We start from the raw sequence: 23,149 nt of genomic DNA on the forward strand, positions 1-23,149 counted from the left end.
ATGCCGGCCATCACCCTCAGCGGAGTGGTCAAGAACTACGTCAGCGGCGGCCGCGCCGCCGTGAAGGACCTCGACCTCGTCATCCCGGACGGGTCCTTCACCTGCCTGCTCGGGCCGTCCGGCTGCGGCAAGACCACCACCCTGCGCATGATCGCCGGGCTGGAGCAGCCGACGCAGGGCGAGATCAGCGTGGGCGACCGGGTCCTGGACTCGGTCGAGCGCGGCGTCTACGTCCCGCCGGAGAAGCGGGACATGGGGCTGGTGTTCCAGAACTACGCGCTCTGGCCGCACCTCACCGTCCGCGGCAACACCGAGTTCGGGCTCCGGATGCGCCGGGTGCCGGCGGAGCGCCGCAAGGCCCGCGCGCGGGAGGCCCTGGAGAAGGTCCGCGTCGCCGACTGCATGGACCGGTACCCCTCCCAGCTGTCCGGCGGCCAGCAGCAGCGCGTCGCGCTGGCGCGGATGCTCGCCGTCGACCCCGACGTCCTGCTGCTGGACGAGCCGCTGTCGAACCTCGACGCGCGGCTGCGCCTGGAGATGCGGACGGAGCTGAAGCGCATCCACGAGGAGACGGGCGCGACGGTCGTGTTCGTCACCCACGACCAGATGGAGGCCATGACGATGGCCACGCACATCGCCGTCATGGCGGAGGGGGAACTCCAGCAGGTGGCGCCGCCTATGGAGATGTACGAGCGGCCGGCCAACCGGTTCGTCGCCGAGTTCGTGGGAAGCCCGCCGATGAACATCGTCCCCCTCGGCGACGAGCCCGACGGGCTGGCCGGGTCGCTGCTGCGCTTCGTGGAGAAGAACGCCGGCCTGAGCGGGCCCGCGTGCGCGGGCGTCCGCCCCGAGGCGCTGAAGCTGGCGAGGTCGCGGGACGAGGTGCCCGACGCGGCCTGGACGGACGAGGCCGTCGTCGAGACCGTCCTGCCGACCGGATCGAGCTGGACCGTGCAGCTGCGCGTCCTGGACACCGACCTGTTCGCCGTCACCCACGAGGACCCCGAGGCGGCCCCGGGCGACCGGCTCCACTGCTGGACGCGTCCCGGGCGGCTGCACGTGTTCGCCGAGGACGGCTCCCGGATGGGCGCCTGGGACGACGCCGTCGCGCCCGTCAAGAAGGCCGCCCTGTGACCGCGCCCCTGCGCCGGCCGCGGGCGCTGCTGCTGGACTTCGGCGGCGTGCTGGTCGAGACCTCCAGGCGGGACGGCTGGCAGGCCGCCCTGGCCAAGGAGGTTCACGCCCTTCTCACCGGCGCCGGCTCCCGCGAGCTGGACGCCGCCGCGATCGAGACCGACATCAGGGCGGGCGCGGCCGCGGACAAGTGCTGGAAGGACGCCATGTCCCGCCCGTACGCGCCGCGCGAGATGACCCACGCCGCGTTCTGGGGCGACTACGTGGCGGCCGACTGGCCCGCCCCCGCGCGGCAGCTCGTCGTCGCGCACGCCACCCCGCTGTGCAAGCGGATGGGCGAACTGCGGCAGGACCGCCGCACCCGTCCCGGCATCCCCGAACTGCTCGACGCCGCCGCCGGGTTCGGCATCCCCTGCGCGGTCGTCAGCAACGCGCTGTCCGGCGCGGTGCACCGCGACTACACGGCGTCGACGGGGCTGGCGGGCAGGCTCGCCCTGGAGGTCTACAGCGACGAGGTCGGGATCCGCAAACCCAACCCGGAGATGATCTGGATCGCGACCCGCGCGCTCGGCGTCGAGCCGCCGGACGCCTGGTACGTCGGCGACAACTTCGACCGGGACGTCCTGTGCGGGCACCGCGCCGGCGTCGGCGGGAACGTGCTGATGGTGGCCAAGGGCACCCATGACGTCCCGTACGAGGTCCGATGCCGTCCCGACGCCGTCGTCGACGACGGGCACGGACTGCTGGACCTGCTCACCGCCACGACAGAAGGAGAACGATGAGCGTCGACGTCCCCGCTTCACGGGAGCTCGCCGGGATCGCCGAACTCGCCGCCCGCGCCACCGGGGACCGTCTGCGGACGGCGTTCCGGTCGCGTCCCCCGGTGGATCACAAGCGCGACCTGCACGACCCGGTCACCGAGCACGACCGGGCGGCGGAGGAGACGATCCGCCAGGTGCTCGCCGAGCACACCCCCGGCAGCGTGGTCGTCGGCGAGGAGGGCGGCGTGGGCGGCGGCGACGGCGACCTGCGCTGGTTCGTCGACCCCATCGACGGGACGGCCAACTTCGCCGTCGGCCTGCCGTTCTTCTGCGTGTCCATCGGCGCGGCCCTCGACGGCGAGCTGGTGGCCGGCGTCGTCTACGACCCGGTGCGCGACGACATGTTCACCGCCACTCTCGACGGCGCCACCTGCAACGGCGAGCCGATCCGCAGCCGCGGAGCCACCCGCGACGAGACCGCGGTGCTCGTCACCGGCTACCCCAACGCGCGGGAGATGCACCGCCGCGGTGAGGAGGCGCTGCGGAACTTCGGTTCGCTGGTGGACGCGTTCGCCACCGTGCGCCGTCCGGGCAGCGCCGCCCTCACCCTCGCCCACGTCGCCGCCGGATGGGCGGACGTGGCCTACGGCACGTCCGTCAACGCGTGGGACGTCGCGGCGGCCGTACTGCTGGTCAGGCAGGCCGGCGGCACCTATCTGCCGCTGAACGGGGAGCCCGGCGGCCGCGACTGGGAGGCCCCCGGCTACCTGGCGTGCGTGGCCGGCTTCGACCTGGACGGTTCTGTCATCGCCGAGGTCGCGGGCCTCGTGAAGGCCGGTGAGCCCGCATGAGCGCCACCGGACTGAGGACCGTCGACTGGATCGTCACCGACCTGGACGGAACCCTCGTCGGGCGCGACCTGCGGATCGTCGAGCCGAGCCTGGCGGCGCTGCGCCGCTTCATCGCCTCCGGCGGCACCGTCGTCATCGCCACCGGGCGCAGCGAGGAGGCCGCGCTGCCGTACTACGGGACGCTCGGCCTGACGACCCCCGCGATCCTGTACAACGGGGCGCGCGTGGTGGACCTCAGCACCGGCGCCGTCCTGCACCGGCGCTGCCTCGGCGTCGCCGCCTGGGCGAAGCTCACGCTGCTGTTCGCCGAACTGCCCGCCGGGGTCTGGCCGGTCGCCTTCACCCAGGGGCGCGCGCACACCACGGGCTCCTCGCCGGCCCTGCTGGAGTACGCCCGCCGCGACGGGATCGAGCTCAGGCGGATCGGCTCGTGGGGCGACCTGCCGTTCGACGACATCGTCAAGGTCATGCTCATCTGCGACCGCCCCGAGCTGATGGATCCGGCCGAGGAGGTGGTTTCGGCGGCCGTGTCGGGCGTCACCCTCGTCAGGTCCGAGAGCACCTACCTGGAGGCGCTGCCCGCGGGCGCGACCAAGGGCACGGCGCTGCGCGAGCTGGCCGCCTCCCGCGGCGTGGCCCTCAGCGCCGTCGCGGCGATCGGCGACAACCCGAACGACCTGGACATGATCCAGGCCGCCGGGCTCGGCGCCGCCGTCGGGGACGGCGCCGAGGCCGTCCGGGCCGCCGCCGACGTGGTGGTGGGCCCCTGCGCCGAGGGCGCCGTCGCCGACCTCGTGGCCCGCGTCCTGCCGTGATCCTGACCGTCGTCGGCTGCGCGGGCACCGTCCCGGGGCCGGAGGCCGCCTGCTCCTGCTACCTGCTGGAACACGGCGGCTTCCGGCTCCTGCTGGACGCCGGGACGGGCGCGCTCGGACCGCTGCAGCGCTTCGCCGACCCGTGCGCGATCGACGCCGTGGTCATCAGCCACCGGCACCGCGACCACTGCTCGGACCTGGTACCCCTCGCCTACCTGCGGGACCGCCGGGGCGCCCCCGCCCGGCTGCCCGTGATCGCCCCGGCGGGCACCGAGGCGCACGTCGCCGCCCCGGCCGGCTACGCGCGGGCCCTCGACTGGCGGGAGCCGCCCGCGGGGCCGTCCGGGCTCGGGCCGCTGACGATCGAGACGGCTCCGGTGCGGCACTCGGTGCCGGCGCAGGCCGTCCGGGTCACCGCCGGCTCCGCGAGCCTCACCTACTCCGGCGACTCCGGCGAATGCGCCGAGCTCCTGGAACTGGCCCGGGGAACGGACGTCCTCCTCTGCGAGGCGGCGGCGGCCGTGGACACCCCCGGCTCCGCCGCCGCCCACCTCACCCCGACGCAGGCGGCACGCCTGGCCAAGGAGGCGGGCGCCGCCCACCTCGTCCTCACCCACCTGCGGCCCTGGGCGGATCCCATGGCCGCCCTGCGGGAGGCTCGCGAGTCCTACGACGGCCCCCTGACGCTGGCGACCCCCGGCCTGAGACTGATCGCCTGACTGAATCCAGGGTGTGCGATGCTCGGCCACCGCATCACCGCGGTCGGCCGTTCCTCGCTCAAGGGCGGGCTCCAGGCCGCCCGCCCGGGCCCTCGCCGGGCGGGTGGCCCACCCGCGCGATGCCGTTGCGCCGGAGTGGTCAGGCGTTGCCTCCCCACCGGGCGCCCGCGTACCTGGCGAGAGTCATCTCGATCTCCTTGCGGGAGCCCTTGAGCCGGTGGACGGGCACGACCATGATCCAGCCGCTTCCCCTGTCCAGATAGCACAACGGCGTCCGTGGCCCCCGAGCCGCAGGCAAGGGCGTCCCCGGCAACGGGAAGACGCAGACCGCCCACCCGGCCGGCTTCGCGCGGCGCACCACGACCCGGCCGATCTCGTGCCACCCGTAGTGGACCCGGCGGCCGCCGTACTGGAGTTCGAGGCCCTCGGCGCCGACCCGCAGTTCACATGGCCTCCAGAGGGCGTTCAGGAGGGGGAGCATCCACACCACGGGCTCGCGCACGAGCCAGAAGGCCAGAACGGACATGATCGCGAGCATCAGAGCGATGAACACGCCGGCCGAGTCCACGGAGCCGGCCGCGGTGGTCACGGTCAACAGGCCGAGAGCGATCCCCGCGAAAAGGCGGAGCGCGTGTCCGACGAGCGCGAGGATCACGGGAGCGACACTGGCCTCGAACCGCACGGACTGGTGGCGGTCGGGCGGCGGCGCCGTTCGGGTCCGGTCGTCCTCGAAGGCGCTCGTCACATCGTTCGCCGGCGGGCGGGTGGTGGCGCCGGTGACGTGATACTGCGTCAGCATGTCCTGCACGGGAGGGGGAAGCCACGCACCGCCATGACCGGCAGAGGAGAGGACTCCCACCAGTTCCGCCGGGTCCGGGCGGGCGGCGGGGTCCTTGGCGAGGCAGTCCGCGACGACGCCTTTCAGCGGGGCGGGCAGAGCGTCCAGAACGGGCGGCTTGTGCACCACCCGATAGGTCAGCGCCTCCACCGGCCCTTCCCCGAACGGGCGGACTCCCAGGGCGTAGGCGAGAACGGCGCCGAGGGCGAACACGTCGCACGCCGGGGTGAGCGTTCCCTCGGAGATCAACTCCGGTGCCATGAAACCGGGGGTCCCGGCAAGGGCGGTGACACCGGAGGCGTCGACCGCCCGGGCGATGCCGAAGTCGATGACGCGCGGCCCGTCGGCGGCGAGCAGGACGTTCGAAGGCTTGAGATCGCGGTGAACGACGCCGGCGCCGTGGACGGCCTCCAGCGCCTCCGCCAGCCCCGCCCCCAGCGCGAGTACCGAGACCGGCGGGAACGGCCCGTGCTCGGCGACCGCGGCGGCGAGCGACGGCCCGGGCACGTACGCCGTGACCAGCCATGGGATCTCCGCGTCGGGATCCGCGTCGACGACGGGGGCGGTGTGGAAGCCGCCGACCTGGCGCGCGGCCTCCACCTCGCGTTTGAACCGCCTGCGGAACTCGGCGTCGGCGGCGAGACCCGGATGGACCAGCTTCACGGCGACCGGCCGGCCTCCGGGAGACGAACCCAGGAACACCTGCCCCATTCCACCGGCGCCGAGGCGGGCCGACAGCGCGTACCGGCCGATCGCACGAGGGTCCCCGGGCCGTAGAGCGTCCACCGCAGTCCTCATCTTCCGTTGTTCGTCATCCGCACTCGATCATGGGACGTCTCCCGATGGAAGCGAACCGGTGCGGTTTCTGCCAGTGGCTCTTTCGAAGCGGGTGAGCATGGGAAGCGTGGACGGCCCACTCACGTTCCCGCCATCATCCCTCAATTACGTCCGCGCGTCTTTAACGATGCCTCCACGATCCTTTGACACCGTTCACGGATCCGCGCCGCGCTCGCCCGGGCCCGCGTGGCGGGGCATGGCGCGGCGTCCAAGGCTCCGAAGGGCGCCCGCCCGAGAAGCGAACAGTAACCTCGTGGCCATAACGAGCGGACTTGGGGAAGCCAGTGATCGAAACGGTGTACAGAACCGAGGACTTCCCCCCGGCCGAGAGATTCGACCGCTGGCGGGAATGGATGGGGCGTACGCACGCTCCCGTGGATCTGAGCAGCGAATATGCAGCTGATTTCCGCGCCCACCAGCGCACCTTGCAGCTCGGCGCGGTGACCGTGTGGCCGTCGGCCGTCCAGCCGCTGCTGTCCCGGCGCACGGCGAAACTCATCAGGCACTCCGATCCCGAGACGTACAACCTCACACTCGTCGTCGAAGGGATGGCACGCGCCAGCTGGGACGACCGGGAGGCGGAATACCGTCCCTACGACCTGCACGGCCAGAACTCCTGGCACCCCTGCACGGTCCAGGTCGGGGAGCGTGACCGGTCCGTCAGGTGCGTGGGCGTCGAGATTCCCCGGGACCTCCTGGCGCTCCCGCGCAGGAGCGCCGACCGCGCGATCGGCCGGCCGCTGTCGGCACGGGAGGGCGTCGGAGCGTTACTGGGCGGCCTCCTCACCCGCCTCAGCACCGACACCGCCGCCTACCTGGCCACCGACGGCCCCCGGCTCGGCGCCGTCGTGACCGACCTGGTCTCGGCCCTGTTCGCCCACACCCTCGACGCCGAACGCGACCTCTCCCCCGAGGCCCACCGACGGACTCTGACTCTGAGCATCCGCTCCTTCGTCGCCCGGAACCTGCACGATCCGGAGCTGACCCCGTCAGTCGTCGCGGCCGCGCACCACATCTCGACCAGCCATCTGTACCGTCTCTTCCAGGACGAGGACGTCACCGTCGGCGCACTGATCCGCCGCGAACGCCTGGAACGCGCCCGTCGGGACTTGGCCGATCCGACCCAGCACGGGGTCCCGGTCCACGAGATCGCCGCCCGCTGGGGTTTCACCCACCATTCGGCCTTCACCCGGGCCTTCCGAGCCGCCTACGACACCTCTCCCAGCGACTACCGGCAGGCAGTGGTGGCGGGGGACGGAACGGCCGTGCCGCAGGGGAACGCTCAACCCTTACAGGGGCCGCACCTACAACCTCCACAATTCGAAGCCGGTGGTCCCGGGGCCTCAGGCCCCGGGACCGGTCGGGTTGGATCGGGCCCGGCCGCGGGCGGCCGGGCCCGGTCGGACACTTGGTATCCCGCCCCTCCCCTCCCGCCGGCGAGCCTTACTCGCTCGACAGTCGCAGGTAGCGAATCGCCTGCTGAGAGGTGAGGGAGGTGGGAAGGTCCAGGAGCTGCCGCTGCCAGATGCCCACGTTCTCACGCCATGTGCGGTAGAACGACAAGCAGCTGATCGGGGAGATCTCCATGAGACGCTTCCTCGCCTCGTCGAGGCGCCGCAGGACCCGGTCGCGATCCGGAGATCGCTCGTCCATCACGGGAGCGGACCCGCGCAGGCGGTTCCCCACTTCCTCGATGAAACGCGAACGCTTCTTGATCGCGTCCATCCAGAAGTAGAGCGTGGACACGTCCGCGCCGGAATGGAGGGCCCGGACCAGGCCTTCGGCGATGAGTTCGCCGAACTCCTCCGGTGCGGCGTTCCGGCTGAACGGATCGTACGGCAGCTGCCGCAGCCTCCCCGCGAAGCCCGCGGAGCGATCGGCGACCGCGTCGTACATGAACAGCCAGTCCTCGTTGTAGATCGCGGGGAAGTACGTATCCGCGCGACGCGTGTCGACGAGGAGCGCGTTGCCTCCGATGAAGGTCGACTGCGCTCCCCCGGAAACCCGATTGGCGTGACATACGACCGAATTATCCGGAAAATCGGGAACCTGAAATCCCACCACCCGATACTGCTCGGTCAGAGCGGCGGCCCTCCGGATCAGAGAAGGCTCCATGTCCCGTATGTCGTCATCCAGGAAGAGGATCGTCCGCCAGCCGCACAGGCGGGCAAGGAGCAGACCGATGTTCCTCTTCATCGCGATGTCCGTGTGCTTCTCCATCGCCCGCCGCTCGAAGTCGAGCAGCGGGTGACTGTGCCCTGGCGGGACCGTCAGGCAAAGTGCGTTCGAGGGCAGGACATGTCCCATCACGATCCCCCGCGACTGCGAGGACGTGCTGCACAACAGGACGATCGTGCACTTCAACGCCTCCGCCAAGGCGATCACTGGCCCCACTCGGTGTGGAGCGACCGTGGGAACCATAATGGCGTCCACCGTGCCGTGGCTTACACTTCCGCCGACCCCCGAAAGGTCTTTCAGCAGTTTAATGTGCGACCCCACATGGGCCGTCTGGCCTAATCCATCAGTACACATCTTTCCTCCGTTTGCGTTCGTTCGTGACCTGGTCACGAACGGTCCGAGAACAAGATTGATCTGGACACTACGTACTGTCCGGGGTGGCACGAGAAGGGCAACGCGCACTTCGGAGCCGCGGACCGCAGGAATGAGACCCGGCGGGTGCCCCCTCTCCACCGCCCGAGCCGAATCTCCGAACGGCCAGAGGGCGCGCTACGAGGTCATTTCGATCATGTCGAGCACCTCGGACGTCGGGCGCACGTCGCCGAAGGACCGGTAGACGGTGTGCAGGGTGGCGTTGTGGTCCTGGTCGCGGCGCGCCGCGTTCGCGTCGGCGACCATGATGACCCGGAGCCCGAGGGTGCTCGCATCGCGCGCGGAGGACTCGCAGCACACGTTGGTGACGGTGCCGGTGATCAGGACCGTGTCGACCTCGCGCTCCTCCAGCAGACCGGGAAGGAGGCACCGCCCCGGAAAGAAGGCGCTGGCCGCCGACTTCTCCACCAGCAGATCGTCGGCACGGGCCGCGAGGCCGCACCACAGGCGGTCGGCCATCGGCCCGGTGCCGCCGGCGGTGCGGTACGTCTCGGCCGCCTCCGGTCCGAAGAACTCGTCGCCCACCGCCGTGCGTTCGCCCACCGCGGGCAGGACCCAGGCGACCGTGCCGCCTGCGGCCCGCAGAGCGTCGGCGAGCCGGCGGATGTTGGGCACGATCCCCCGGCAGTAAGGGTTGCCGGACACGAAGAACGGCACCATGTCGAGCACCACCAGCGCCGTGCGGGCGGGAACGGGGTGCGTGAACGCGAACCGGCGACCGCGGCGGCGTTCCTGGCGGGCGTACTCCCGGGCCTCGATCCGCCACTCGTGCCGAAGCGCCTCGTCCTCTGACGGCACGGCCACTCCTCGACCTCCGGCAGCCATAGGCTGCGGGCGTGAACTACAGCGAGCTTGAGGCTGCCATTCTCCGACTGGTCATCGAAGCCGCCGAGGAGGACGTTCGCACTTTCGGAGAGGAGACGGTGACTCGTCTGGTGCGGCCGGAGCTGCTCCGCGGGGCGGCCGAGGACGAACTCGACGACGACGCCCGGGCGGCACTCGCCGCCGCCTGCGCGAACGTCCGGACGATCAGCGCCGCCGAGCTGCAGGACGCGCTGGCGACGATCCATGACGGCATCCTCGTCGACGACGATCTGGACACCGGAGTCCTCACCGTCATCAGCGCGCTGGGGCATTGGCAGAGCTACCTGGAGCAGAACCGGCGCGGCGAGCTCTACGAGCTCGCCATCCGCTCCGTCGAGGACGTCGACCACGAGGTCTCCGCCGATCTCGACGACTTCCTCGCCACGCCGGAGATGGCCGCCGAGTACGAGCGCATCCGCCGCCTGCTGGCCCCGGCGCGAGACGGCGGCGCCTCCGCGCCGTGACGCCTCGACCGGCGTCCCTAGCCGGGCGCGGGGCGATCGGCGAAGACGCCGTGCAGCATGCCCGTGGCCTGCCCGACCTCGATGAGATAGCCGTCCGGGTCGCGCATGTAGCAGCGGATCTCCGCCTTGCGGTCCAGGGGCTCGGTCAGGAACCGCGCACCCCGGGCGGTGGCCGCCGCGTAGAACGCTTCGATGTCGGCGACCCGGACGTTCAGGAAGGACGACACGGGATCCCCGGGCTCGGGCGGCCTCAGGACGACGTCGGGCTTGTCCGGCGTCGGGCCGCCGCCGGGGTTCATGATGATCCAGGTGTTGGCCACCCGGACGATGGCCGGGTTCTCCGAAAGCACCACCTCACCGCCGAGGACGTCCGCGTAGAACTCCCTGGAGACGGCCACGTCCCGGACGGTCAGGAAGTGTGTGAGCACGAGCCCCTGGCTCGGCGCCGGAAGGTCGCCTTGGTCCGGCATTCGGATTCCTCCATGTCGCAGGTGACACCTGTCCCCGAGCCGGGGTGCGCGTCCCTCCGGGACGGCCCGGCCGCGGTCACGCCTGGACGGCAATAGGAATTGTCCATACTCGCGGCAGCGGAACGCCGCGCCCGGGACTATGGGCCGGTCGCCGAATCCGTCAAATTCTGGTCAAGTGAAGAAGGACCTGTCGGGCGCCGCCCGGAACCGACACAATCGCCCGTATGACGATCACGGCGGCGACGCCGCCCGCGCGCCGGGCTCCCGTGGACCTCGCCCGGGGGTTCCTGACGGGCGGCGTGCTGGGGACGTCGCTGGCCGCCCTCGTCGCCGGCGTCGTCATCGAGAGGGTGCCGCTGTTCGTCACGGGTCTGGCGGCGCCTGCGGTCTACGGCCTGCTCGTCTTCCTCGCCGGTGTGCCGCGGCGCCACCGGGAGGCGTCCGTCGCGCCCCGCACGGCGCTGGCGGTGATCGAGAGTCTGGAGGCCGTCAAGGGCGAGGAGACCGACGTCCCGGTGCGCTTCGATCTCACGGTCGCGCCGGACGGCGCGCCGGCGTACCGCGTCGAGATCAGGCAGGACGTCCATATCGCCGACCTCCCCGACTATCGGCCGCAGGGCGTCCTGGTGGTCGAGTACGCGCCGGACCGGCCATGGCGGGTGAGGATCGTGAAGCGGCCGACACCCGAGTGGGAGGAACGGGCGGCCGGCGCGCGCATCGACTCAGCGCCCGGGCCCGCCATGGTGAGCGACCCCCCGGAGGGCACGGCCGCCGGTTTCGCCACGCTCTTCGGCCTGCTGCTCGGCGCCGCCGCAGTGGTCCTGCTCTTCCGTGCCGACCTGTTCCCCGAGAGCGGCGCCGCGCAGCAGCCCACCTCGCAGCCGTCCGTCTCCTCCACGCCCACGCCGTCGACCACCATCGTGACGTCGGCGTCCAGCACGATGGTCCTCGGCCCGGGCCGGTCGCTGCTCGACGAGGGAGAGCTGCGCCGGGCCGTCGACTCGCTCACCGAAGGCAAGGACAGGCACCGGGCGGTCACCCTCGTCGTGCAGAACCGCCTGCTGTCGATCGTCTTTCTCCCCACCGGGAAAGAGGCCCCGCACTTCGACTTGCGTTCCGTGCCCTACGACCGCATCCCTTCCCTGGTCACGGCGGCCAAGACCACCCTCGGCATCGAATCACCGCGGAGCTGGCAGCTCACCGCCCACCGCGTCACCGGCTCCCTCACCATCAGGATCACCGTGACCGGCTCCGAAGGCACGGCCTCGATGGAGGCGGACGGGCGCGGCGAAGTGGTGCGGCGCAGCCCGGTGCGGTGACACCGGCGGCGGCGTGTCCGGCGGACCGTTCCTGAATGGCAGGAGGAAGACGTATGGGCTGGCACGGATACCTCGCGCTGTGGTGCGCGGTTCTGGGGACGGTCGCGCTGGCCGGCTACGGGCTGTCGCTGGCCGGGATGACCCGGGCGCAGCGGACGGTCCGGGTCACGGGGCGGATCGTGCAGGTGCGGGAGCCCCGGCACGGCGGCTCCAGGAAGGGCGGTATATCGGTGGTCGTCTCCTACCGCGACCCGTCCAGCGGACAGGAGGCCATCGTGACGAACGACGGTGACCGGGGCGAGATGATCACCGCCGCGTGGACGGGCCGCGAGATCGGAGTCCACTACCCGCGCGGAAGGCCGCACGCCTACCGGTTCACCGACCGTCCCCAGCAGGGTGGCCGCGGCCTCGGCCTGCCGAACCTCGCGCTCTTCCTGGTCTACGCCGGGGCGGTGGTCGGCGCCGCGATCGACCGGGGCTGGCCGTGGGCGCTGATCGGCTTCTGCGGGCCGTGGGCCGTCGTCGGCGCCTGCCACCTGCCCGGGAACATCCGCGACACGCGCCGCCGCCGCGAGACGCTGGCCTCCATGATCGCCGTCCAGGGCCGGGTCATCGCGGTGCTCAGGGACGTCAGAACCGACGAGGAAGGCGGCACCTCCACCACCATCACGCCGGTCGTGGCGTTCACCACGCGGGAGGGCGCGGCCGTCACCGCCCACTGCACCGAGCGGATGCCGGACCCGGCCGACGCACGGGGCCGGGAGGTCACGGTGCACTACACACCGGACGACCCGGCCGTCTACACCCTGAACCGCGTGGCCGAACAGCGCTCCCTGAGAACGGACGTCGCCGTCAACGTCGTGGGCCTTCTCGCCGTCGCGTCGGCGGCCGTCGCGGGAGCGGTCATGTTGTGAGGCCCGCGGACGATCGGGCCGGAGGAGTTGGGACGCGGTGAAGTGCGCCTTTAGGCTGGGGGTGTGCTGTTTCATCGCGGGCCTCTCCACCCGGCCCTCGATCCGTTCGTTGCGGGCCTCGGCTATTCCGAGTCGCACGGCCCTGCCGTCCGCGAGCGGTCCATCCCGACCGGCTGCGCCCAGCTGTTCGTCAACCTGCACGCCGACGCGTTCACCGGCGGGGCCGGCGGAGCCGCGGTCCTCGGCGCGACGTCCCGGCCCTCCGTCATCGACACGGAGGACCAGAGGGCCATCGCCTGGGTCGCGTTCAAGCCCGGCGGCGCGTTCCCCTTCTTCCCGCCCGAGCCCGGGCTGGTCGTCCTGGAGGATCTCTGGGGCCGCGCCGGGGCGGTCGTGCGGGAACGGCTCCTGGAGGCCGATGGCCCCGCCGAGATCCTGGACGCGCTGGAGTCGGTCCTTCTCGAGGCGGGCGACCTGGACCGCGACCCCGCTCTGGAGGCCGCGATCTCGGCGCTCGACCGGGGCGTCCCCGTCGGCGAGGTGGCCGACCGGCTCGGCTTCACCCGCAAGCGCCTCATCGGGCTCTTCCACGATCGCGTCGGCCTGACGCCCAAGCGCTTCGCCCGCGTGCGGCGGTTCCAGCGCACGCTCCGGCGGATACCGTACGACCGCCCGGTCGACTGGGCGGAGCTCGCGTTCACCTGCGGCTACGCCGACCAGTCGCATCTGATCCGCGACTTCCGCGACATCGCCGGGCTGCGGCCGACCGAGTACCGGCCCCGCTCCCCCGACCAGCCCAACCACGTGCCGCTCTGAGGGAAATTCGTCCAATACGGGGCACGCGGGCGGCCCGCACGATGGAGCCATGAACCTTTTCCCGAAACTCGTCGTCGACGACGCGGGCCGTGCCGTCGAGTTCTACACGACGGTACTCGGCCTCAAGGAGACCGAACGCTTCGAGACACCGGACGGGAAGATCGTCCACGTCCGGCTGGTCCTCGGGGACGTCCAGCTCACGCTCAAGGACGAGGACGCCGTCGACGCCGGGCCGACCGCGCTCGGCCTCGACCGCTCCCCCGTGATCATCAATCTGGAGGTGCCCGACCCCGACGCGGTCGGTTCCCGCATGGAGGCGGGAGGGGCGACCGTGATCTACCCCATCGAGGACCACCCGTACGGCCGCATGGGCCGGCTCCGCGACCCGTTCGGCCACGTCTGGATCCTCCGCCTGCTCGACGGCGGATGATCCGGCCCGGCCGCCGCCGGCCAGGTCATGCGAGCGGCCGACTTCCGCAAACAGGGTCTGATACGCGCTTAGGCCCTGCTTGCGGGGTTAGGGCAGCGTCATGGTCCTTGAACTCCTGCGGCGCGGCGCGGCGGCGGCCGGTGGTCTCCCGGGCGGGGGAGCCGTCGTCCGCGCGGCGGACCACGCGGGGGCTCTGGGCGTCCGGGCGGCGGCCGTGCCGATCCGCCAGACGAGACGCGTCCTCGGTGGAGCCGGAAGCATGGCGGCGCAGGCTCTCCGGCCGGCGCGGACCGTCCACAGGTACCCGGAGCGGCTGCACATCGAGCTGCGTCACCTGCACAAGGCGGAGAGGCGGTCCGAGGCGCAAGCCCTGGAGCACGCCGTCGAAGGGCTTCCCGCCGTGCGCTGGGCGCGGGTCAACGCGGCCCTGGGACGGTTGATCGTCCACGTGTCGGAGGAGGTCCCGCCGGAGTCCGTCCTGGAGATCGTGGAGGCACTGGACGCGGTCCTGGAGGGCGAGGAGCCCGAGGCGGGCGGCACCGCGGCACCGCCGACGGCGCTGGCCCTCGGCGCCGACCTGGCGGGGCTCGCGATCACGGGGGCGCAGTGGCTGCTCGGGCGGGCCGTGCTGCCGTCCGAGGTCGCGGGCCTGGTGGCCTTCGCGGACGCCGTGCCCGTCCTGCGCGGCGTTCTGGCCGGGCTGGTCCCGGGTGCGCCGGTCGAGCGGTGGATGCCGCTGACGCAGGCCGCCGTGCAGGCGTTCGCGCCCGGCGGGACGGGGCTCGCCGTCGACGTGGCGCAGCGGCTCTGGCAGCGCCGCGAGGCCGCCGCCACCGGCCGGCTGTGGCGGACCGCCGAAGCGGAACTGACCGGCGCGCCCGAGCAGGCCGGATGCGCCCACGTGTCCGGCGGTCGTTCCCACGACCTGCGCGACGGGCCGCCGGAACGGCACGCGGCCCGGATGCTCTCCGTCGGCCTCGGCGGGCTCGTCCTCGGGGGGCTCCTGACCGGCAGTGCGCGCCGCGCGCTGGACGTCGGGGTCGCGGCGGTGCCGAAGGCGCCCCACGCCGCCCGCGAGATCTTCGCGGCCGAGCTCGCCGCCCGGCTGGCCGGCCGGGGAGTGCTCCCCCTGGATCCGGCGGCGCTGCGCCACCTGGACCGGATCGACACGGTGGTGCTGGACGCCGACGTCCTGCAGACCGCGGACCTGGTGGTGGACGAGGTCGCCGTGCTCGCGGACACGCCGGAGGCCGAGGTGGCCGAGCGCGTCCACGCGCTGCTGGCGCCCGGGGCGCCGGACGAGGTCAGGGAGGCGGACGGGTGGTCCCTCGGTCCCGCCGCGAGCGTGCTGCCCGACGGGGAGGTTCCGGCCGAGGGCCGGGACCTCCCCGGTTCGGGTCCGGTGCTGGCCCTGGCCGAGGGCGGACGGCCGCGCGCCCTGATCCGCATGCGCCGCTCCCTGCGAGAGGAGACGAACGCCCTGGTGACCGCCGCGCGGGAGGCCGGCGCGAAGATCGTCCTGGCCGGCTCCGGAGTCGAGCTGCCGCTCCCTCCCGACGAGACCGCCCCCGGAGGCCCGGACCTGGCCGGCTCCGTCCGCGCACTGCAGGAGGACGGCGCGGGCGTCCTGCTGATCTCCCGCGATCCGGCGGCGCTCGCCGCGGCCGATGTCGGCGTGGCGGACTGGACGGACGGTGCGGGCGGGGCGCCGCCATGGGGCGCGCACCTGCTGGTCCTGCGGGATCCGGCGGCGGCCGCGCATGTCGTCCATGCCGTCGCCGCCGCGCGCCGCGTCAGCGAGCGGGGCGTCATGCTCGCATGGTCGGGCACGGGCGTGGCCGCTCTGCTCGCCCTCACCGGGCCGCCCGGAAAGGCGGCCGACCGCGCTCTGGCCGCCGTCAACGGCGCGGCGGCCCTGGGGATGGCCTACGGCGCCTGGACGGCCCGCGAGGTGATGCGGCGGGTTCCCGCGCCGGCGCTGCCGTCCACGCCGTGGCATGCCTTGCCCGTGGAGGCGGTGCTGGAGCGCCTCGACAGCCGCGCCGGGGGCCTGTCCGATGCCGAGGCGCGCGACCGGGGCGAGCACGGCGCGGACCGCGCGCGCCGCGGAGGGGGCCGCCGGGCGCTGCCGCGGGCCGTGGTCCAGGAGCTGGCCAACCCGCTGACGGCGGTGCTGGCCGCGGGCGCGGCCGGTGCGGCGGCGGTCGGCTCGCCGGTCGACGCCGCGCTCGTCGCCGCGACCATCGGCCTGTCGGGCCTGGTCGGCGGCCGGCAGCGGGCCTCCGCGGACGAGATCATCGCGAGGATCTCGGCCAGGTCCGGCGAGCCGGTCGCCGTTCTGCGGGACGGCGAGGAGACGCGGGTGCCGGCGAAGCGGCTCGTCCGCGGCGACGTCCTGGTGCTCGCCGCCGGGGACGCGGTCCCGGCCGACTGCCGGATCGTCACCACGAACGGGCTGGAGGCCGACGAGTCCTCGCTCACCGGCGAGTCCCTTCCGGTGGCGAAGGACACGGCGCCGACTCTGGCCCGGCACGTCGCCGAGCGCGGGTGCATGCTCTACGAGGGCACCACGATCGCCGCCGGGGACTGCACCGCCGTGGTGGTCGCGCTCGGCGACGCCACCGAGAGCGGGCGGGCCATGGCCGCCGCCCTGGCCTCGGGCCCCCCGTCCAGCGGCGTGGAGGCCCGCCTCAAGCGGATCACCGAGGCCACGACGCCGATGGCGGTCGGCGCGGCCGTCGGCGTCGTCACCTCGGGCCTGCTGCGCGGCGGCCCGCTGCGCCGCGCGCTGTCCGAAGGCGTCAACCTGGCCGTCGCGTCCGTCCCGGAAGGGCTTCCGCTGCTGGTCAGCGCCGCACAGGTGGCCGCGATCCGGCGGCTCGCCGAACGGGGGATCTTCGTCCGCGACCCGCGGACCATCGAGACGCTCGGACGGGTCGACGTGCTGTGCTTCGACAAGACCGGCACCCTGACCGAAGGCCGCATCACGCTCGCCCGCATCGCCGACCACCGCCACGACGGGGAGGCCGCCCAGCCGGACGACTCTCTCCGCGGGGTCCTGGCCGCCGCCCTGCGCGCCACACCCGTCCCCGGCAACGGACGGCACAGCCATGTCACCGACGCCGCCGTGGACGAGGGCGCCGCGCGGGCGGGCGTGGACCGCGACTTCGGCGGTCCGTGGAAGCAGATCCACAGCCTGCCGTTCGAGCCGTCGCGCGCCTTCCACGCGGCTCTCGGAACGTCCGGCGGTGAGCGCACCGTGTTCGTCAAGGGAGCCCCGGAGGTCGTCCTCCCGCTCTGCGCCCGCACTCCGGACGGCGAACTGGACCGCCGCACCCGGCGGCGCCTGCGCAAGCACGTCGAGCGGCTAGCGTCCGGCGGCCACCGCGTCCTCGCCGTCGCCGAGCGCCGCGTGCCGGGCGGCGGCGAGACGGTCAGCGAGAGCGGGCTGACCGGCATGACCTTCCTCGGGCTGCTCGGGCTCGCCGACACGGTCCGCGCCACCGCCGCGCCCGCGGTCGCCGACCTCCGCGCCGCCGGCGTCCAGATCATCATGCTCACCGGCGACCATCCGGCGACCGCCGCGGCGATCGCCGACCAGGTCGCCGGCGAGGGCGTCGAGCACCGCGTCATCACCGCGGACGAGATCGACCGGCTCGACGACGACGCCCTCTCGGAGGCCCTGGTCGGCGTGGACGTCGTGGCCCGGTGCACCCCCGTCCACAAGGTCCGCGTCGTGCGCGCCCTGCGCGGCCGCGGCCGCATCGTCGCCATGACGGGCGACGGCGCCAACGACGCCGCCGGCATCCGCCTCGCCGACGTGGGCATCGCGCTCGGTCGGCGCGGCACGGCCGCGGCGCAGGCGTCGGCGGACATGATCGTCGCCGACGACCGGCTGGAGACGATCGTCTCCGCGCTCGTGGAGGGGCGCGCCATGTGGGCGTCGGTCCGCGAGGCCCTCGCCATCCTGGTCGGTGGCAACCTCGGCGAGATCGCCTTCACGCTGTTCGGCTCGCTGACGACCGGCCGTGCCCCGCTGTCGGCCCGCCAGATGCTGCTGATGAACATGCTCACCGACCTGGCCCCCGCCCTGGCCATCGCCGTCCGCGTCCCCACCCGGGACGCCACCACGGTCCTGCTGGCGGAGGGCCCGGAGACCTCGCTCGGCTCCGCCCTGACCCGCGACATCGCCCACCGCGCGGTGGTGACCACGCTCGGCGCCCTGGCCGCCTGGCTGGCCGGGCGCTTCACCGGCCCGGCCGTCCGCGCTCGCACCATCGGCCTGGTCGCGCTCATCGGCACCCAGCTCGCCCAGACGCTCAAGGCGGGCCACGACGACCGCGCCGTCCTGCTCAGCACGCTCGGTTCAGCCGCCCTCCTGGCCGTCGTCGTCCAGACGCCCGGTGTCAGCACCTTCTTCGGCTGCGTCCCCCTCGATCCCCTCGGCTGGGCCACCGCCGCGGCGGCGATCGCCGCGGCGATGGCCGCCGGCCGTCTCCTGCCGTCAGGGGACGGACTCCGCGGCAGCGAGGGTCAGGGCGCCGGCCAGGGCCGCGCGGGCGCCGAGGGATGAGTTCCCCGGCGACCGTCAGGGGGTGCGGCGGTGCGTGCGGGACCGTCGGGTGTACTCCTGGCCGAGGGCGAAGAGCAGCCAGGTGAGGGCGGTGGCGTCGTCGACGATCCCGAACGGCAGGAAGACGTCCGGGATCAGGTCGACCGGCGAGACGATGTAGATCACGGCGACCACCATCGCGACGATCTTGCCGGTCGAGGTCCGGTAATAGGCCTGCGCGGCCGTGCCGGGCGGTCCGAGACGGCGCCGAACGCGCAGCCGCAGAATGCCCGCGATCAGGAGGACCGCGCCGACGGCCGTGACGGCGGCCCCCGCCACGGTGATGTCGACACCGCCCAGCTCACCGTCCACGGTGAGAGCCGGGACGGCGCCCGCGACAACGAGGACAAGCCCGAGCCATACCATGCGCACCTCCGGGGGGACGTGTCCTCCGGTATTGCCGTCTCAGACGGGTTCACTCAGAGGTCGGTGGAACGGTGCGCGCCCCGGGGCCGATCAGTTGAAGCAGTCCTGGTTCTTCAGGTTCAGCGCCATCATGGTGACGTGGCCGCGTTCCACCTCGAACTGGAAGAGCGCGCGGTGGTTGCGGGGCGCGGTGACGTCCCAGAAGCCGTGGACGTCGCGCCGCACACCCGGATAGGCACGCTTGAGCTCGCGGAGCGTGGAGCCGACGTGAATGCCGCGCGGAGTGCGGGTGCGGCGGGGTGGCTGGATCATCGCGACCCCGTACTTCTTGGAGATGTAGACCGACAGGTCGTCGCGGCCTGTGGGATGGCCCTTCAGGTCGAAGCCGTCGCACCAGCGGCCGGTGGACTTGCGGACCAGCATCCCGGTGCGTAGCGCGGCCCGCTCGGAACTGCCGATTCTCAGAGCACCGTAACCCTTGGAGGTGAGCTGGACCGGCTCGGCGGCGAGCCTGGTCTCGGTCCCTGCGAAAGCTGGGGCGGTGGTGAGGGCGAGGCTGAGGGCGGCGGCCGTGCCGACGAGAGCCGTGGTGGAGAGGCGCATGAGCTTTCCTGTTCCCGAGTGATTCTTGGGATGTCGCGGTCGCCTCTCTTCTTCCCATGCCGTGTTCACTTCAATACGGAACGTGACTGACCCTGGAGGTGCGCACACGGGATGTTCAGGCGCAGGAGATGCACAGTGCCGCGGCGGGGCGGGCCGCGAGCCGTCCGGCGCCGATCGGGTCGCCGCAGGACGCGCAGACGCCGTAGGTTCCCGCGGCGAGCCGTTCGAGAGCGCGGTCGAGGTCGTCGAGACGCCCCCGGGCCGCCGCGAGCAGCGCCTCCACGTGGGCGCGCTCGAACCCGAGCGTCGCGCCCTCGGGATCGTGCTCGTCGTCCACGGCCGACAGCCGGGCCGACTCCACGATGCCCTCGCGGTCGCGGTCGAGCGCGCGGACGGCGGCGAGCGTGCGCTCGCGCTCGGCCTCCAGCACCTCACGCGTCCGCGCCGCTTCCGCATCCGTCCGGTCGCTCATCACCGGAAGAACTCCCCGGTCGGAGGGCGCATTCCCCGTCAAGCAGGCGCGGGCGTCCCTCGGGGCTCCCTCCCGCCTCGATGCCCTCGTCCACCGGGCTGGGGACCGGGTCGGCGGCGAACCACGCGTCCTAATGCCCGAGGGCGCCGCGGCCCTACCCGGGCCCGATTCCTCTTCGCCGGGCGAAAGGCCGGTGCGGCCGCCCGGTCGCCGGTGAGCGGCATTTTCTTAGCACGTCGTCCATTGCGTTTTGCACACTCCTGGAAATCCGTCCATGTCCGGTCGCGTCGCCAGGGGCGGTGGGACGGGGGCGGGGACCGGGCGGCCTCGCGCACACCGCCGGACGGTCCGGCGGGCCGTCGCGGCAGAGCCGTGACCGCTCTCGGCTATGCCGACCTCGGCCGAAAAAAGGCGGCAACCTTCCTCCAACTCCGTGCGTCACACCTAGCGGATCCTTTGCATCACTTATCCGTCACGCCGTGAAAATGACCTGAGGGGGCGCTATCTACACGGAACAGGCTGGGGCGCCAGCGGAAGAGACATTCACCCTCCAAAAGTCATCTTTCGGGCAATCCGGTCGCGTCATGGTCACTTTCACGCAGGGCGGGCTGCAGCACGAGGACGCACTCCTCACCCACCGCTACGGCCGCGCCGACGACCGCGACGTCCTGCTCAAGACGGCCCTCACGCCCACCGGCGCGAAGCTGCTGCGCCGCGAGGCCGAGGTCTACGACCGAATCGGCGGGCGGCAGGCGTCCGCCGGGCGGATGATCGGCTTCCGGGCGGCGCAGAGCCCCGTGTGCCTGATGGTCACCCGCCGCGGCGTGCCCGTCTCCCGGTGCGACCCGGCGCCGCGGCTCGACGACGTGCAGCTCGGCCGGGCGGCGCGCGACCTGTTCGGCGCGCTCGCGTTCCTCGCCGACCTCGGCTTCGCGCACCGGGCCGTCTCGGCGGACACGGTGTTCTGGGACGGCCGGCGCGTCGAACTGCACGGCTTCGGGCACGTGGAGCCGCTCGGCCCGTCCGAGGCGCTCGCCGGATCCGCGCTCGGCACGCCGACGGGGCTGCCGGCCGGCGACGTCCCGGACGTCCAGGCCGCCGCCCACCTGCTGCTGCGGCTCGCCATCGGCTCGCCCGGCGGCGGCACGCCCGCGGCCCTCGTCGCGGAGCTCGCCGAGGTCGACGCCGACCTCGCGCAGGCGCTCGAACCGGCCTTCCACGCCACCGGCGGCCACGCCGTCTCCCCCGGTGAGATCAGGGACCGGCTGTGGCGGAGCCGCCCGAAACCGCCGCCGCCCGGGCACGTCCCGGAGGAGCGGCGCGATCCGGCGGCTCCGCCCCGGCGGCCGTCCCCGGGCCAGGCGCCCCCTCACGCGACTCCGCAGGCGTCCCCACAGGCGGCGCGTGCCGAGACCAGGCCGCGTTCGGCCGTCCGCGACCGGCGGCTCGCCGCGGAGGAGGGCGGGCGGGCCGAGTTCCGCGAGCTGCGCCGCCGGCAGCGCGAGTTCCGCCAGAGCCGCCGGATCGCGGCCGAGCCGCCGCGGGCGCGGGTGCAGGCGAGCCCCGTCGCGCCGTCCGGGACGGCCCCGGACGGGCCGCCCCCCGGAAGCGCGGGCGTCCTGCTGCTCTTCCTCCTCCTCGGGGTCCTCGCCGTGGCCCTGATCGTCACTGCCGTCCTGCTCGTGAGGTGACCGTGAGCGACCCCGAACCCCCCAGGCCCAAGCTTCCGCCGAAGCTCGACGGGCCGGCCTACCCGCTGCCCGCCGCGAACCCGGACCTGGACCTGGACCCGGTCACGGCCCCGGGTCTGGACGCCCGGCCGAGCGGCACCGCGCCCGGGGACGCGCCCGCCGGCGCCGCGGCGGCCGACGGCACCGCGGCCGACGGCACCGCCTACGACACGCCCGAGGCGGGGATGAGCCAGGACACCGGCGCGGAGTCCCCGCACCGGCCCCGGGTGCCCGGCCCGCCGGACGGCCCCGACCGCACCATGGTGTGCCCGTACTGCCTGAGCGAGTTCGACTGGAACAGCGCCCCGCTCGTCGACCGCACCGTGGACGGCGAGGAGATCGCGCTGGCCCGGGAGTCCGGCGAGAGCGACGTCCGCTGGCGCACCCGGACGATGCACGCCTGGCGGGTCTGCGAGGCCACCGGCAAGGACCACTTCGTGCCCGCGTCGCTCGGCGGCATGACCGTCCTGATCGTCGGGATGGTCGGCACGTCGGGATCGGGCAAGTCGCACCTGCTCGCGGCGATGACGGAGGAGCTCGACCAGGCCGCGCTGAAGATCTCGCACCGGCTGGACGTGCTGCCGCTCGACCCGCGGCTGCAGCGGGAGCTGTTCGCCAGGAACCGCTTCGACCTGCTGCGCGACCGCAGGCCCCTGCCGGTCACCCGCCGGGCGCTGAGCCCGGAGTTCACCTGCGCCTACCGGATCACCAGCGGGCACACCGGCCGGCAGTACGCGCTGCTGATCTTCGATGTGCCGGGCGAGATCTTCAGCCAGGGCCACACCCGCGACGACACCCCGTTCATGAGCATCGCGGACGGGCTGATCTTCGTCGCGGACGGCACGGAGCTGGACGTCCGGCACGGCCGGCACACCGGCGACCCGGGGTTCACCGCGGTGCTCAGCCACATCGACCACGTCCGCGCCGGGCGGGGCGGGGAGTTCCTGCCGCTGCCCGCCGCGCTGGTGATCGCCAAGTCGGACACGCTGCGCGCGTTCAAGGAGGTCGACCGGTGGCTCGACCGCCGGGACGACCTCGAACTCGGCACGGTCGAGGAGGAGTCCGAGGACGCCTACGCCCTGCTGCGCTCGCGCGGGGCGGGGTCGTGGCTCGTCCCGGTCCAGAAGTGCGAGGACGCGACCCTGCACTTCGCGTCGGCGACCGGCGTCGGCGTCGACATGGAGAGCGGCGAGTACCCCGAGCAGTCGTTCCGGCGGCAGCGGGTGCTCCGGCCGCTGCTGTCGCTGCTGGCGATGAAGGGCGTGCTGCCGCGCGAGGTGCTCGGCGCGCCCGCGGACCGGGAGGGCGTGGCGTCATGACGACCGGTCCCCTTCCCGCGTCCGGCCGCGTCGACCAGATCGTCTTCGCCTGGTCGGACCGGCTGCTGGCCGGCGGCCGCGGTCTCGGGCCGGTCGCGACGTCCCTCGGCACCGACGGGCTGCGCGTCTGGAACGAGCGGCTGGCCGGCGGCGACGTCGCCGTCGGGCAGTGGCTGTCCGGCGCGGCCGAGTGCGCGGCGCTCGG

22 protein-coding genes are annotated in these 23,149 nt (G+C 73.3%); 15 read left to right on the forward strand and 7 right to left on the reverse strand.

From position 1 onward, the window contains the following. The 5 genes from AB0K37_RS19470 to AB0K37_RS19490 are packed head-to-tail and all read left to right on the forward strand — an operon-like array spanning position 1 to position 4,280. Complete coding sequence (locus tag AB0K37_RS19470) at positions 1-1,134, forward strand: ABC transporter ATP-binding protein (protein ID WP_363982727.1); 1,134 nt, start codon at positions 1-3, stop codon at positions 1,132-1,134. Then, positions 1,131-1,916: an HAD family hydrolase gene (locus AB0K37_RS19475; protein ID WP_363982730.1), complete on the forward strand. Its 786-nt coding sequence runs from the start codon at positions 1,131-1,133 to the stop codon at positions 1,914-1,916. Before AB0K37_RS19470 ends, AB0K37_RS19475 begins: the two co-directional genes overlap by 4 nt. Next, positions 1,913-2,746: an inositol monophosphatase family protein gene (locus AB0K37_RS19480; protein WP_363982733.1), complete on the forward strand. Its 834-nt coding sequence runs from the start codon at positions 1,913-1,915 to the stop codon at positions 2,744-2,746. The genes AB0K37_RS19475 and AB0K37_RS19480 overlap by 4 nt, the downstream gene beginning before the upstream one ends. Further along, complete coding sequence (locus tag AB0K37_RS19485) at positions 2,743-3,561, forward strand: Cof-type HAD-IIB family hydrolase (RefSeq protein WP_363982736.1); 819 nt, start codon at positions 2,743-2,745, stop codon at positions 3,559-3,561. The genes AB0K37_RS19480 and AB0K37_RS19485 overlap by 4 nt, the downstream gene beginning before the upstream one ends. Beyond that, complete coding sequence (locus AB0K37_RS19490) at positions 3,558-4,280, forward strand: MBL fold metallo-hydrolase (protein WP_363982739.1); 723 nt, start codon at positions 3,558-3,560, stop codon at positions 4,278-4,280. Before AB0K37_RS19485 ends, AB0K37_RS19490 begins: the two co-directional genes overlap by 4 nt. A 139-nt stretch (positions 4,281-4,419) precedes the next feature. On the opposite strand, the gene AB0K37_RS19495 is transcribed toward AB0K37_RS19490, so the two are convergent. Then, complete coding sequence (locus tag AB0K37_RS19495) at positions 4,420-5,904, reverse strand: serine/threonine-protein kinase (protein ID WP_363982742.1); 1,485 nt, start codon at positions 5,902-5,904, stop codon at positions 4,420-4,422. Positions 5,905-6,308: 404 nt separating this feature from the next. Between AB0K37_RS19495 and AB0K37_RS19500 the strand changes: the two genes are divergently transcribed. Next, on the forward strand, positions 6,309-7,445 hold the full coding sequence (locus AB0K37_RS19500) for a helix-turn-helix domain-containing protein (protein ID WP_363982745.1): 1,137 nt from the start codon (positions 6,309-6,311) through the stop codon (positions 7,443-7,445). On the opposite strand, the gene AB0K37_RS19505 is transcribed toward AB0K37_RS19500, so the two are convergent. Together AB0K37_RS19505 and AB0K37_RS19510 are read right to left on the reverse strand one after the other, a co-directional pair. Continuing rightward, complete coding sequence (locus AB0K37_RS19505; RefSeq protein WP_363982748.1) at positions 7,399-8,340, reverse strand: hypothetical protein; 942 nt, start codon at positions 8,338-8,340, stop codon at positions 7,399-7,401. The genes AB0K37_RS19500 and AB0K37_RS19505 overlap by 47 nt on opposite strands. Positions 8,341-8,682: 342 nt before the next feature. Beyond that, entirely contained in the window at positions 8,683-9,363 is a 681-nt protein-coding gene (locus AB0K37_RS19510) for an isochorismatase family cysteine hydrolase (protein ID WP_363982751.1), read from the reverse strand. A 125-nt stretch (positions 9,364-9,488) separates the two neighbouring features. Between AB0K37_RS19510 and AB0K37_RS19515 the strand changes: the two genes are divergently transcribed. Next, on the forward strand, positions 9,489-9,893 hold the full coding sequence (locus AB0K37_RS19515) for a hypothetical protein (RefSeq protein WP_363982754.1): 405 nt from the start codon (positions 9,489-9,491) through the stop codon (positions 9,891-9,893). A 17-nt stretch (positions 9,894-9,910) separates the two neighbouring features. On the opposite strand, the gene AB0K37_RS19520 is transcribed toward AB0K37_RS19515, so the two are convergent. Next, a complete protein-coding gene (locus AB0K37_RS19520; RefSeq protein ID WP_363982757.1) occupies positions 9,911-10,363 on the reverse strand; it encodes a VOC family protein in 453 nt (150 codons plus the stop codon). Positions 10,364-10,587: 224 nt separating this feature from the next. On the opposite strand from AB0K37_RS19520, the gene AB0K37_RS19525 reads away from it, so the two are divergent. From AB0K37_RS19525 to AB0K37_RS19545, 5 genes are all read left to right on the forward strand, one after another. Then, the gene (locus AB0K37_RS19525; protein ID WP_363982760.1) at positions 10,588-11,682 is read left to right on the forward strand and encodes a hypothetical protein; all 1,095 of its coding nucleotides are present in this window, start codon (positions 10,588-10,590) and stop codon (positions 11,680-11,682) included. Positions 11,683-11,735: 53 nt separating this feature from the next. Beyond that, the gene (locus tag AB0K37_RS19530; RefSeq protein WP_363982763.1) at positions 11,736-12,596 is read left to right on the forward strand and encodes a DUF3592 domain-containing protein; all 861 of its coding nucleotides are present in this window, start codon (positions 11,736-11,738) and stop codon (positions 12,594-12,596) included. Positions 12,597-12,659: 63 nt separating this feature from the next. Then, positions 12,660-13,412, forward strand: coding sequence for a helix-turn-helix domain-containing protein (locus tag AB0K37_RS19535; protein ID WP_363982766.1), 753 nt, complete (start codon positions 12,660-12,662; stop codon positions 13,410-13,412). A gap of 49 nt (positions 13,413-13,461) precedes the next feature. Next, on the forward strand, positions 13,462-13,842 hold the full coding sequence (locus AB0K37_RS19540) for a VOC family protein (protein ID WP_363982769.1): 381 nt from the start codon (positions 13,462-13,464) through the stop codon (positions 13,840-13,842). 100 nt (positions 13,843-13,942) lie between these two features. Continuing rightward, positions 13,943-18,415, forward strand: a complete 4,473-nt coding sequence (locus tag AB0K37_RS19545; RefSeq protein WP_363982772.1) for an HAD-IC family P-type ATPase — start codon at positions 13,943-13,945, stop codon at positions 18,413-18,415. Between the two features lie 15 nt (positions 18,416-18,430). Here the strand turns inward: AB0K37_RS19545 and AB0K37_RS19550 are convergent, their stop codons facing one another. The 3 genes from AB0K37_RS19550 to AB0K37_RS19560 all read right to left on the reverse strand — a co-directional run bounded on the left by AB0K37_RS19550 (position 18,431) and on the right by AB0K37_RS19560 (position 19,895). Continuing rightward, on the reverse strand, positions 18,431-18,820 hold the full coding sequence (locus AB0K37_RS19550; protein ID WP_363982775.1) for a DUF1232 domain-containing protein: 390 nt from the start codon (positions 18,818-18,820) through the stop codon (positions 18,431-18,433). 90 nt (positions 18,821-18,910) lie between these two features. Further along, positions 18,911-19,423 (reverse strand): hypothetical protein, encoded by a 513-nt coding sequence (locus AB0K37_RS19555; protein WP_363982778.1) that lies wholly within the window; start codon positions 19,421-19,423, stop codon positions 18,911-18,913. 115 nt (positions 19,424-19,538) lie between these two features. Further along, entirely contained in the window at positions 19,539-19,895 is a 357-nt protein-coding gene (locus AB0K37_RS19560) for a TraR/DksA C4-type zinc finger protein (RefSeq protein WP_363982781.1), read from the reverse strand. 584 nt (positions 19,896-20,479) lie between these two features. On the opposite strand from AB0K37_RS19560, the gene AB0K37_RS19565 reads away from it, so the two are divergent. From AB0K37_RS19565 to AB0K37_RS19575, 3 genes are all read left to right on the forward strand, one after another. After that, positions 20,480-21,586 carry a hypothetical protein gene (locus tag AB0K37_RS19565; RefSeq protein WP_363982784.1) on the forward strand — a complete coding sequence of 369 codons (1,107 nt, stop codon included), beginning with the start codon at positions 20,480-20,482 and terminating at the stop codon, positions 21,584-21,586. Between the two features lie 2 nt (positions 21,587-21,588). After that, entirely contained in the window at positions 21,589-22,944 is a 1,356-nt protein-coding gene (locus tag AB0K37_RS19570; protein WP_363982787.1) for a hypothetical protein, read from the forward strand. Further along, positions 22,941-23,149 (forward strand): hypothetical protein (locus AB0K37_RS19575; RefSeq protein WP_363982790.1); only part of this gene is annotated, 209 nt, incomplete at its 3' end. The genes AB0K37_RS19570 and AB0K37_RS19575, both read left to right, overlap by 4 nt.

Origin of the sequence: Actinomadura sp. NPDC049753, assembly GCF_040674655.1 — a bacterium.
GTDB classification, from domain to species: domain Bacteria; phylum Actinomycetota; class Actinomycetes; order Streptosporangiales; family Streptosporangiaceae; genus Spirillospora; species Spirillospora verrucosospora.